This window comes from Streptomyces sp. NPDC056486, from assembly GCF_042795295.1.
Lineage (GTDB): Bacteria > Actinomycetota > Actinomycetes > Streptomycetales > Streptomycetaceae > Streptomyces.
This window is the reverse complement of record NZ_JBHTSF010000030.1, coordinates 65,584-77,081: the sequence shown is the minus strand read 5'-3', so window position 1 is coordinate 77,081 and position 11,498 is coordinate 65,584. Positions and strand designations below refer to the sequence as shown.

Here is an 11,498-nt window from a genome sequence, read left to right as displayed (position 1 = left end):
TCCCACCCCCCCCCCCCCCGTTATTCTGGTTCCCCCGCTCCCCCGTTCCCCCGCTGTCCCCCGTTCGGCCCCTCGGGTGGTCATCCCCGAGTCGCCGCCCGTCTCCCCCGTGTCTCGCTCCCACCTTCGAAGAGGTGGGAGGAGCGGCCAAGGGCGCCGCGCCGTTCCGCCGCCCCGTGTCGGCGGTACGGGCGCTGCGCCCTTCTCCGTGTCCCTCACTCTTCCGTCTTCGCAGGTCGGGACCCATCCGCGCTCATACTCATCTCCACCTCTAGGTACGGATACTCAGACCTGGGCACTCATCCCCACACCGAGATCCTCTCGACTGGTTACGATCGCGTCCGTGTCCGTACTCCCCCTGGTCTTCACCAGCGGCTGGGCAAGCGGGATCAACGCGTACGCCGTGGTCCTGCTGCTCGGCATCTTCGGCGCGACCGGGATCAGCGACGAGGTTCCCGAAGCGCTGCAACGTCCTGATGTGCTCATCGCCGCAGGCGTCCTCTTCGCCTGCGAGGCCGTCGCCGACAAGATCCCTTACGTCGACTCGGTCTGGGACACGGTGCACACCGTGATCCGGCCGGTTTCCGGCGCCGTGGTGGGTGCGCTGCTCGCGGGCCAGAGCGGTTCGCTCTCCGACCTGGCGGCGGGCGCGGTGGGCGGTTCGACGGCGCTGGCCAGCCACTTCGTCAAAGCCGGGACGCGGATGGCGATCAACACCTCGCCTGAGCCGTTCAGCAACATCGCGGTGAGCACGGCGGAGGATCTCGGGGTCGGCGGGATCGTCAGCTTCGCGATGTTCTACCCAGAGGCGGCGGCGATCATCGCGGCCGTGCTCCTGCTGCTCGGCCTGCTCATACTGACCTTCCTGGTCTCGCGGATCCGGCGGTTCCTGCGGCGCAGGGCGCAGCGGCGCGAGGAGAAACAGCTGGCGGCACACGGGGGACGGCCGCCGGACTGAGGGCTCCCGGCGTGACTGTCAGTGGTGGCCGATAAAGTCCCTGGCATGGCACGGATTGTGGTGATCGGCGCCGGGATGGGCGCGATGGCGGCCGCCGCCCGGCTGGCCGTCGCGGGCCACCGGGTGGTGGTGCACGAGCGGTCGGGCACGTACGGCGGCGCGCTCGGCAGCGTCGAGCGTGACGGCTTCGTCTTCGACACGGGCCCCGGGCTCCTGCAGCTCCCCGCCGTCTACCGCGACTTGTTCGTCAAGACGGGCAAGGAGCCGCTGGAGCGGTGCGTCGAGCTGTCCCAGGTGGAACCCGCCGTGCGGCACGTCTTCGCGGACGGCACGGCGGCCGATCTGCCCAACGCCTCGCGCGCGGGCGTCGGCGAGGCCCTCGACGCGGCGCTCGGCAGCGGCGCGGGCGCCCACTGGTCGGCGTACATGAACCGCGCCCGTGAAGCGTGGAACCGCACCCGGCGCCCCCTCCTGGAAGAGCCGCTCTGGCCGAACTGGCAGGTGCTGGCCGAGCGTGAGCCCTACCCATCGGTGCCGCACAAGCGCCTCCTGCGGCGCGAGCGGCGGGCGAGAACCCTCACCGAAGTCGGCGCACTCGAACTGGGCGGCGACGCACGGCTCCTCGCGCTCCTCGAGCAGTACGCCCTCGCGAGCGGCCTCGACCCCCGGGCGACCCCGGCGAGCGCGGCCGTCCTGCCCTACCAGGAGCACACCTTCGGCGCGTGGTCCGTGCGCGGCGGGATGCGCGCGCTCGCGCAGGCCGTGTACGAGCGGTGCATCGCCCGGCGGGTCGAGTTCGCGTTCGACTCCCCCGTCGCCCGGATCATCGAGAAGGACGGCCGCGCGGCGGGCATCGAGCTCGCGGACGGAACGGCGCAGGAGGCGGACTTCGTTGTCGCCGGTGTTGCGCCCGGCGCACTCGACGGCTTGTTGTCCGGTGTATCCGGCATGTCCGGCGCATCCGGTGTGAACATACGGGCGGAGGGTGAGGTGCAGCCCCGTTCCGGACTGCCCAGCCGTCTCATGGTCTTCCTCGCGCTGCGCGGCGCGCGGCCCGAGGGCACACCCCACCGCACGGTGCTGCACACCCCCGACCGCCAGGACGAGCTCGACCGCGTCTTCGGCGACCGCCCCGGGCTGCCCCTGGCCCCCACCCTCACGGTGCTGCGCCCGGACGACCCCGCGCTCACACCGGACGCGGAGCACGAGGCGCTCACGCTGACGGTCACGGTGCCCGCCCACACGGAGGTCACCGACGCGGACGTGGAGCGGCTCCTGACGCGTGCCGAGTCCGTGGTGCCCGGCCTGCGGGACCGGCTGCTGTGGCACGAGGTCCGCACCCCCGCCGACATCGCGCGGGCCACCGGCGCCGACGGCGGCGCGGTCCCGCCCCCGTCTCTCGCGGCGGGCGAGGGTCTGCTGCTCCACCCGGCCAACAGCACGCGTCTGCCGGGTCTTTTCGCGGTGGGCGGCTGGGCGCACCCGGGCGGCGGGCTTCCGCACGCGGGCATGTCGGGCACGCTGGTCGCCGGTCTTATCGTGGAGGGACCGGACTTCCGGGGCTCGCAGTGAGCGGGCTCCCGGGCCCCCGCTCTCAGTAGCGGTACTGCTAGTACCGGTACTGCTCGTTGTACCCCGCGTCGTACCCGTTCCCCTGGGCCTGCTCGCCCTGGTACGGATACGGCTGCTCCGGCGGGAGTTCGCCGCCGTACTCGCTGTACTGGCCGTACTGCCCGTAGGGGTCCTCGACACTGCGCTGCTGGGGCACCCAGACCCCGCCGGGCGGCGTCTCCTGATAGGTCCCCGCCCCGTCGGCGTACGGATCGGCGGCGGGGTAGGGCGCGTACTGCTGCTGGTCGCCGTACGCGTCGTAGCCCTGCCCGCCGCCGTACGTCTGCGTCCCGATGTACGGGTCGGAGTACGCGGCGTACTGCTGCTGCCCCGTCTCGCCGTACGCGTACGGCTGCTGGGGGTCATAGCCCGCGGTGGCGTACGTGTCGTAGCCGTAGCCGCTGTCCGCCGGAGCGGACTGCTGCTGGTGCTGCTGCTGCTGCTGTGCGTACGCGTCGTCGCTGTAGACGCCGTACTGCCCGGTGTCGTCGGGCAGCGGCTCCGGGGCGTAGACCCCGGTGCCGGGAGCGGCCTCGGGCGGCGGTCCGGCCGGGCCCGACTCCTCGTACTCCAGGTCGGATACCTGAAGCGTCGGCTCCTGGGAAGCCTCGGCACCCGCACCCCGCTGCGTCGTCTTGCGGCGCTTGCTCAGGCCGGGCTGGCCGCCGAGCGCCCAGCCGGTCGAGAAGCCGCGGCGGAACGACAGCGTCACGTACGTCTGTCCCGTGGCGAAGGCGATCGCGCCGATCCCGATGACCACCACCGACGGAAGCAGCACGCCGATGACCACGCCGAGGAAACCGCCGAAGGCAAGCAGCCGCCAGCGCAGCCGCGCCTTGTACTGCAGCAGCACCTCGCCGAGCAGCCACAGCGCGACGCATCCGAACGCGATGTAGAGGACCGTCCAGCCCATGTACGCCCCTCTCCCCGCGGCCGCCGCCCCCAGGGGTACGGCCGGTCAGGCCTGCGGGTGATGCAGGCCCAGATTTTCGTAGATTTCCAGAGTCGCCGTGGAGTTGTTGAGCGTGATGAAGTGCAGTCCCGGGACACCCTCGGCCAGCAACCGCGCGCAGAACTCCGTCGCGAACTCGATGCCAATGGAGCGTACAGCCGCCGGATCATCTTTGGCTGTGAGGATGCGCTCTTTGAGCTCCGGCGGGAAGGAAGCGTTGCTGAGCTGGGGCAGCCGCTCCAGCATGCGCACGTTCGTCACCGGCATGATCTCCGGGATGATCGGCGTCGAGCAGCCGGCGGCCTCGACCCGGTCGCGCAGGCGCAGATACTCCTCCGGGTAGAAGAACATCTGTGTGATCGCGTAGTCGGCGCCCGCGCGGCACTTGTCGACGAAGTGCCGGACGTCGGTGTCCCAGTCGGCCGAGCGCGGATGCATCGCGGGGAAGGCCGCGACGCCCACGCAGAAGTCGCCCGACTCCTTGATAAGGCGCACGAGTTCGGCGGTGTACGTGAGGCCCTCGGGGTGCTTGATCCAGTCGGCGAGCGGGTCGCCGGGCGGGTCTCCGCGGACCGCGAGCATGTTCCTGATGCCGGCGTCCGCGTACTGCCCGATGATGTTGCGCAGTTCGGCCACGGAGTGGTCGACCGCGGTCAGGTGCGCGACCGGCGTGAGAGTCGAGTCGGCGACGATCTGCTGCGTCTCCTTGACCGTTCCCGCACGCGTCGAGCCGCCTGCCCCGTACGTCACGGAGACGAAGCTGGGAGCCACCGCCTCGACCCGGCGCAGGGCGTTCCACAGGTTCCGCTCGCCCTTCTCGGTCTTCGGCGCCGAGAACTCGAACGAATACGTCGTCTTGCCGGTCGCGAGCATGTCGCGCACGGTGCGTGCGCGATCAGATCTGGTGGAAGCAGTGCCTAGGGCCATACGGGCAGGTTAGCGACGGGGCACCGCTACCGGCCAATCTCCGTCCAACCTGCGGACAGCCGCCCCGAAGGATGGCTGAAGATCGCCGATCAGGCCGAACGCAGCCGCTTCGCGAAGTCGGCCGCGGCTGCCGCCGGATCGTCGGCCTCGGTGATGGCCCGCACGACGACGACGCGGCGGGCGCCCGCTTCGAGCACCTCGTCCAGGTTGCCCGCGTCGATGCCGCCGATGGCGAACCACGGGCGGTTGGTGCCGAGCGAGGCCGTGTACCGGACCAGGTCGAGGCCGGGGGCGTGCCGGCCCGGCTTGGTGGGGGTCGGCCAGCAGGGGCCCGTGCAGAAATAGTCCACGCCGTCCTGCGTCGCCGCCGCGGCGGCCTCGGCGTCGGCGTGCGTGGAACGGCCGATGAGAACGTCATCGCCCAGAATGCGGCGGGCCGCGGGCACCGGCAGGTCGCCCTGGCCGAGGTGCAGGACGTCGGCGCCGATGGCGTGCGCGACGTCCGCGCGGTCGTTCACCGCGAGGAGCTTGCCGTGCCTGCGGGCGGCGTCGGCGAAGACCTGGAGGTGTTCGAGCTCCTCGGCCGCCTCCATGCCCTTGTCCCGCAGCTGCACGATGTCGACGCCGCCGCCGAGGACGGCGTCGAGGAACTCCGGGAGGTCTCCCTGGCGCTTGCGGGCGTCCACACACAGGTAGAGGCGGGCGTCGGCGAGCTGCTCGCGGGCAGGCTTGGTGGCCATGAAGAGGTCCCCCCGGGGTGTCGGTGGCCTACGGGCCGCGTGTCCCCCGGGGGATCACGCGGCCCGCACGCAACGGTTTTCCGTGTCGATCGGTCAGACGGCGAGCGCCTGGGCGCGGCGCTTCACCTCCGTGCCGCGATTCTCGCTCAGAGCCTGCGCGGGGGTGCCGGGCAGGGTCTCGTCGGGAGTGAAGAGCCACTCCAGCATTTCTCGGTCGGAGAAGCCGTCGTCCCTCAGGAGCGTCAGGGTGCCTGTGAGGCCCTTGACGATCTTGTCGCCGTCGATGAAGGCGGCGGGCACCGCGAGCGCGCGGTTCTCACCACGGCGCACGGCGATCAGCTGGCCCTCCTTGACCAGCTGGCGCACACGCGTCACCTCGACGTCGAGCATTTCTGCGATGTCGGGGAGGTGGAGCCACTCGGGGACGAGAGCATCAGTCTTTGCGTCAATCTCGGTCACACGGACAAGCGTATCTCCGGGCACCGACAGCGGCCGGGCAGCGGTCCCCCTCCGGCTGTGGCAGCGCTTACGGCAGCACTGCCTTCTTCAGCGGCACCGCGGGATCCGACGCAAGATCAGGGGAGAGACGGGCGCCCGCCTCGATCAGTTTGCGGCCCTGCGCGAGGTCCCTCGGGCGGCCCACCGCGAGGACGGCCACCAGGGCGCCCCGCCGGAGCCAGCACACCGTCCAGGCCGCACTCGATGGATCGCCGCGCCACACCAGCTCGTCGGCCGAGGCGTGGTGCCCGGCGAACTGGACGAAGCGGCCGAACTGCTCGGACCAGAAGTACGGGACGGGGTCGTACGCCGAAGGGGTCTCGCCGATGATGTTCGCGGCCACCGTGCGCGGGCCCTGGAGGGCGTTGTCCCAGTGGTGGACGAGAAGGCGCTCGCCATACCTTCCCGAAGGGAAGGAGGAGCAGTCGCCGACCGCGTACACATCGGGTTCCGATGTCCGCAGGTGGTCGTCGGCGACGATCTCCCGGTGGGCGCCCAGGGTGATGCCCGAGTCCACGAGCCAGCCCGTGGCGGGGCGTGCGCCGATGCCGACGACGACCGTGTCCGCGGGCAGCCGGGTGCCGTCGGCCAGCAGGACGCTGCCGGGCTCGACGCGGTCCACGCGCGCGTGGGTGCGCAGTTCGGCCCCCGCGTCGGCGTACCAGGAGGTCATCGGCGCCGCGACCGCCGCGGGCAGGGCCCCCGCCAGCGGCCGTTCGGCGGCTTCGACGACGGTGACCGAGCAGCCCGCCTCGCGCGCCGCGGTCACGAACTCGGCGCCGATCCAGCCCGCGCCGACGACCACGACGCGGTGCTGCTCGGCGAGCACGGGCCGCAGCCGCTCGGCGTCGTCGAGGGTGCGCAGCAGGTGGACGCCGGGAACTCCGGAAGTGCCTGGCAGCAGGATCGGCTCGGCGCCGGTGGCGATGACCAGGGTGTCGTAGGGCACCGGACCCGACGAGGTGTCCAGTTCGTGGTCCGCCGGGCGCACGCCCGTGACCTCGTGGCCCAGACTCAGCTCGATGCCGAGCGCCTCGAAGTCGATGTCGAAGGCGGAGCCCTCCGCCTTGCCCAGCAGCACGGCCTTGGACAGCGGCGGCCTGTCGTACGGCTGGTGGGGTTCCGCGCCGATCAGGGTGACCGCACCGGCGAACCCCTGTTCGCGCAGGGCCACGGCGGTCTGCACCCCGGCCATCCCCGCGCCGACGATGACGACGCGCCGCTCTGCCTGCCTCCGCTGCTCGCTCACCCGATCACTGTAGGGCGGCGGGTGACGCGCCCCGCAGAGCGCTACGAGGAGATCTATGACACACCGTCACGGTGCATACCCGGACAGCTCCCCTACTGCCCTCGGACACCAGGGACTAGGGTGCAGGGCAGAACACTCGCGGGAGCCCGGACGTACCGGGCTGAGAGGGAGGCTGGGACGGCCTCCGACCGTACGAACCTGATCCGGGTCATGCCGGCGAAGGGAGGGGCTGGACACCCATGCATCCACGTACATCACCCCACGAGGCGACCGATGTCGCTGTCGTCGGGGGCGGCATCATCGGCCTGGTCACGGCCTGGCGGGCGGCGCAGCGCGGTCTGTCCACCGCGGTCGTGGACCCCGAGCCCGGCGGCGGCGCGGCGCAGGTCGCCGCGGGCATGCTGGCCGCCGTCACCGAGCTGCACTACGGCGAGCAGACGCTGCTCGGCCTGAATCTGGCCTCCGCGCAGCGCTACCCGGAGTTCGCGGCGGAGCTCGCCGAGGCGAGCGACCGCGATCTCGGCTACCGCGCGTGCGGCACGCTCGCCGTCGCCCTCGACTCCGACGACCGCGCCCACCTGCGTGAGCTGCACGCCCTCCAGGAGCGTTCCGGGCTCACGTCGGAGTGGCTGAGCGGGCGCGAGTGCCGCCGCCTCGAACCGATGCTCGCACCGGGGGTCCGCGGCGGCCTCCGCGTCGACGGCGACCACCAGATCGACCCGCGCAGGCTCGCAGCGGCGCTCCTCGTGGCCTGCGAACGGGCGGGCGTGATCTTCCACCGTGCGTGGGCGGAGCGCCTCACCGTCGAACGGGACCGGGCCACCGGAGTCGTCCTCGCCGACGGGACCGCCCTGGAGGCCGGACAGACCGTGCTCGCCGCCGGCAGCCTCAGCGGGCGCCTCGCCGGCGTCCCGGAGGGCGTGCTGCCGCCCGTGCGCCCCGTGAAGGGGCAGGTCCTCCGGCTCACGGTGCCTCAGCGGTACGCGCCGTTCCTGAGCCGCACCGTGCGCGCCGTCGTGCGCGGCAGCCATGTCTATCTGGTGCCGCGCGAGAACGGCGAGCTCGTCGTCGGCGCGACGAGCGAGGAGCTCGGCTGGGACACGACGGTCACCGCGGGCGGCGTGTACGAGCTGCTTCGGGACGCCCACGAGCTCGTACCGGGCATCACGGAACTACCGCTGACCGAGACGCGCGCAGGCCTGCGCCCCGGCTCCCCCGACAACGCGCCGCTGCTCGGCCCGACCGCTCTCCCCGGTCTCCAGCTGGCCACAGGCCACTACCGCAACGGCGTGCTTCTGACACCCGTCACCGGTGAGGTGATGGCGCACGCCCTGACCACCGGTGAACTGCCCGACGAGGCCCGGGGATTCACCCCTCTGCGCTTTGCCGGCGACCCCCTCACGCAGCGCTTCATGGAGCAGCCCGCATGACTCTCTCAGCCGTTACAGCCGTCTCCGTCAACGGAGAAGCACGCGATGTGGCCGCGGGCACCACGCTCGAAGCCCTCGTCGCCAAGCTCACCGCGGCCCCGTCCGGTATCGCCGCCGCGCTCAACGAAACCGTCGTCCCGCGCGCGCGGTGGTCCACCACCGAGCTCACCGACGGGGACCGCATAGAGGTCCTCACCGCCGTCCAAGGAGGCTGAACCGACATGGCAGACGACCCCTTCGTCATCGGCGGGCTCACCCTTTCCTCACGCCTGATCATGGGTACGGGCGGCGCGCCGAGCCTGGACATCCTCGAACGCTCCCTCTTCGCCTCCGGAACGGAGCTGACGACGGTCGCGATGCGCCGCCTCGATCCCGGTGTGCAGGGCTCGGTGCTCTCCGTGCTCGACCGGCTCGGCATCCGGGTCCTGCCGAACACGGCGGGCTGCTACACCGCGGGCGAGGCCGTCCTGACCGCCCGGCTTGCGCGGGAGGCGCTCGGCACCGATCTGGTCAAGCTGGAGGTCATCGCGGACGAGCGCACACTGCTCCCCGACCCGATCGAGCTCATCGACGCCGCCGAGACCCTGGTCGACGACGGCTTCACGGTCCTTCCATACACGAACGACGACCCGGTCCTCGCCCGGAAGCTGGAGGACGTGGGCTGCGCGGCGATCATGCCACTCGGCTCCCCCATCGGCTCCGGACTCGGCATCCGCAACCCGCACAACTTCCAGCTGATCGTCGAACGCGCGGGCGTGCCGGTGATTCTGGACGCGGGGGCGGGAACGGCGTCCGACGCGGCGCTCGCGATGGAGCTGGGGTGTGCGGGTGTGATGCTCGCCTCCGCCGTTACACGGGCTCAGGAGCCGGTCCTCATGGCCGAGGGCATGCGGCACGGGGTCGAGGCGGGGCGGCTCGCGTACCGGGCGGGGCGGATCCCACGTCGGCACTTCGCCGAGGCGTCGTCGCCCGCGCAGGGCATGGCCCGGCTCGATCCGGAGCGGCCCGCGTTCTGAGTGGCGCACGCGAGTGCCGCCCGCCTGTTACAGGTCGGCTGCAGTCGGGGCCCGAGCACGACCGGGCGGGCAACGGTGTCAGCGGTGGCTCGTAGACTCCCTTCGTGGACACGACCCTTCAGGACCCGCTCGTCGGGCAGGTGCTCGACGGCCGCTATCGCGTGGACGGGCGGATCGCGGTCGGCGGGATGGCCACGGTCTACCGGGCCGTGGACACCCGCCTCGACCGCGTGCTCGCGCTCAAGGTGATGCACCCGACGCTGGCCGCCGACGTCTCGTTCGTCGACCGCTTCATCCGCGAGGCCAAGTCGATCGCCCGGCTCTCCCACCCGAACGTGGTGGGGGTGTACGACCAGGGCGCCGACGGTGCGTACGTCTATCTGGCGATGGAGTACATCGCGGGCTGCACCCTGCGTGACGTGCTCCGCGAGCGGGGCGCCCTGCAGCCGCGCGCGGCCCTCGACATCCTGGAGCCGGTCCTCGCCGCGCTCGGCGCCGCGCACCGCGCGGGGTTCGTGCACCGCGACATGAAGCCGGAGAACGTCCTCATAGGGGATGACGGCCGGGTCAAGGTCGCCGACTTCGGGCTCGTGCGCGCGGTGGACACCGTCACGAACACGACCGGCACGATCCTGGGGACCGTCTCCTACCTCGCCCCTGAGCAGATAGAGCACGGCACGGCCGACACGCGCGTGGATGTGTACGCGTGCGGGGTCGTGCTCTACGAAATGCTGACCGGCGCCAAGCCGCACTCCGGTGAGTCGCCCGCCCAGGTGCTCTACCAACACCTCCACGAGGACGTGCCGCCCCCGTCGGCGGCCGTTCCGGGCCTGCCTGTCGAGCTCGATGAACTGGTGGCCTCCGCCACCGCCCGCAACCCCGAGGTCCGCCCGCACGACGCTGTGGCGCTCCTCGGGCAGGCCAGGGCGGCGCGGGCCGCGCTCTCCCTGGATCAGCTCGACGCGGTGCCGCCGCAGGCGCGCACGGCGGAGCACGCACCGCGCGACAACAGCGACGACCGTACGAACGTGATCCCTCGCTCGGTGCGGCCCGTGCAGCTTCCGCTGCCCACGGACGGCGTTCAGGACCAGCGGGACCCACAGGACCAGCTCAACCGCACGAGCATCCTGGCGACGCCGCCCCCCGCTCCACCGGCCGCCCCGGACCGCAGGCGGCGCGCCAACCCGCGCCGCGGGGTCCTCGCGATCGTCGCCGCCGTCCTCCTCGCCCTGGGTCTCGGCGCGGGCGTCTGGTACATCAATTCCGGCCAGTTCACGAAGGTCCCGCCCCTCCTGGCGAAGACCGAGCCGGCGGCCAAGAAGCGCCTCGACGAGGCCGGTCTCGACGTGAAGGACATCAAGCGCGCGTACAGCGACACCGACAAGCGCGGCACGGTCATGGCCACCGACCCCAAGGCGGGCGAGCGCATCCGTGACAACGGCCGGGTGACGCTGACCGTCTCGATGGGTCCCGAGATCGTGAAGGTCCCGAGCCTCGGTGGCACTCCCCTTGCCGAGGCGAAGAGCAAGCTCAAGGACGCCGGGCTGGCTCCCGGGATGACGACCAAGGCCTTCAGCGACGACGTCCGCAAGGGCTCCGTGGTCAGCACGGACCCGAAGTCGGGCAGCAAGCGCAAGGCGGGCTCCGCCATCGCGATGGTCGTCAGCAAGGGCGAGGCAATCGACGTTCCCGACGTGACGGGCGACTCCCAGTCGGACGCGACCCTCGATCTCGAGGACGCGGGCCTCAAGGTCAGGATCGCGACGAAGCGGGTCCACTCCGAGGAGGACAAGGGCACTGTCGTCGATCAGTCCCCCAGGGAGGGCGAGAAGCAGCTCGCCGAGGGTGACACGGTCACGCTGACGCTCTCCAAGGGTCCCGAGATGATCGAGGTGCCGGACGTCGAGGGCATGAGCGTCGACGACGCCACGCAGAAGCTCGAGGACGCGGGCTTCGACGTCGACGAGGACCGGGGGCTGCTCGGCATCTTCGGAGACAAGGTGGAGAGCCAGTCCGTGGAGGGCGGCGACAACGCCCCCAAGGGTTCGACGATCACCATCAAGATCCGCTAGCCCTGGCCGGGTCCGCCGACAGGTTCCGCGCGGGCCCGTGCCACC

11 protein-coding genes and 1 riboswitch are annotated in these 11,498 nt (G+C 71.7%); of the genes, 6 read left to right on the top strand and 5 right to left on the bottom strand.

Translation table 11 applies throughout. From position 1 onward, the window contains the following. Positions 1-343 precede the first annotated feature (343 nt). Positions 344-958 carry a DUF4126 domain-containing protein gene (locus tag ACFQ7F_RS15210; RefSeq protein WP_383270500.1) on the top strand — a complete coding sequence of 205 codons (615 nt, stop codon included), beginning with the start codon at positions 344-346 and terminating at the stop codon, positions 956-958. Positions 959-1,003: 45 nt separating this feature from the next. After that, positions 1,004-2,530, top strand: a complete 1,527-nt coding sequence (locus ACFQ7F_RS15205; protein ID WP_383270498.1) for a phytoene desaturase family protein — start codon at positions 1,004-1,006, stop codon at positions 2,528-2,530. Between the two features lie 37 nt (positions 2,531-2,567). On the opposite strand, the gene ACFQ7F_RS15200 is transcribed toward ACFQ7F_RS15205, so the two are convergent. The 5 genes from ACFQ7F_RS15200 to ACFQ7F_RS15180 all read right to left on the bottom strand — a co-directional run bounded on the left by ACFQ7F_RS15200 (position 2,568) and on the right by ACFQ7F_RS15180 (position 6,881). Further along, entirely contained in the window at positions 2,568-3,482 is a 915-nt protein-coding gene (locus tag ACFQ7F_RS15200; RefSeq protein WP_383270496.1) for a hypothetical protein, read from the bottom strand. A 45-nt stretch (positions 3,483-3,527) separates the two neighbouring features. Continuing rightward, positions 3,528-4,448 carry a methylenetetrahydrofolate reductase [NAD(P)H] gene (gene metF / locus ACFQ7F_RS15195; protein ID WP_383270495.1) on the bottom strand — a complete coding sequence of 307 codons (921 nt, stop codon included), beginning with the start codon at positions 4,446-4,448 and terminating at the stop codon, positions 3,528-3,530. 89 nt (positions 4,449-4,537) lie between these two features. Then, positions 4,538-5,188 (bottom strand): thiamine phosphate synthase, encoded by a 651-nt coding sequence (thiE, locus tag ACFQ7F_RS15190; RefSeq protein WP_383270493.1) that lies wholly within the window; start codon positions 5,186-5,188, stop codon positions 4,538-4,540. Between the two features lie 93 nt (positions 5,189-5,281). Beyond that, positions 5,282-5,647 carry an Rv2175c family DNA-binding protein gene (locus ACFQ7F_RS15185; RefSeq protein WP_383270491.1) on the bottom strand — a complete coding sequence of 122 codons (366 nt, stop codon included), beginning with the start codon at positions 5,645-5,647 and terminating at the stop codon, positions 5,282-5,284. 67 nt (positions 5,648-5,714) lie between these two features. Beyond that, positions 5,715-6,881 (bottom strand): NAD(P)/FAD-dependent oxidoreductase, encoded by a 1,167-nt coding sequence (locus ACFQ7F_RS15180; RefSeq protein WP_383270509.1) that lies wholly within the window; start codon positions 6,879-6,881, stop codon positions 5,715-5,717. Positions 6,882-7,063: 182 nt separating this feature from the next. Next, positions 7,064-7,177: riboswitch (TPP riboswitch) on the top strand. Here ACFQ7F_RS15180 and thiO point away from each other — a divergent pair. From thiO to pknB, 4 genes are all read left to right on the top strand, one after another. Continuing rightward, positions 7,175-8,365 (top strand): glycine oxidase ThiO, encoded by a 1,191-nt coding sequence (gene thiO / locus ACFQ7F_RS15175; protein WP_383270489.1) that lies wholly within the window; start codon positions 7,175-7,177, stop codon positions 8,363-8,365. It overlaps the preceding riboswitch by 3 nt. Next, positions 8,362-8,580, top strand: coding sequence for a sulfur carrier protein ThiS (thiS, locus tag ACFQ7F_RS15170; RefSeq protein ID WP_383270487.1), 219 nt, complete (start codon positions 8,362-8,364; stop codon positions 8,578-8,580). The genes thiO and thiS overlap by 4 nt, the downstream gene beginning before the upstream one ends. A 6-nt stretch (positions 8,581-8,586) precedes the next feature. Continuing rightward, a complete protein-coding gene (locus tag ACFQ7F_RS15165) occupies positions 8,587-9,381 on the top strand; it encodes a thiazole synthase (protein ID WP_383270486.1) in 795 nt (264 codons plus the stop codon). A gap of 104 nt (positions 9,382-9,485) precedes the next feature. Further along, a complete protein-coding gene (gene pknB / locus ACFQ7F_RS15160) occupies positions 9,486-11,453 on the top strand; it encodes a Stk1 family PASTA domain-containing Ser/Thr kinase (protein ID WP_383270485.1) in 1,968 nt (655 codons plus the stop codon). The last annotated feature ends 45 nt before the right edge of the window (positions 11,454-11,498 follow it).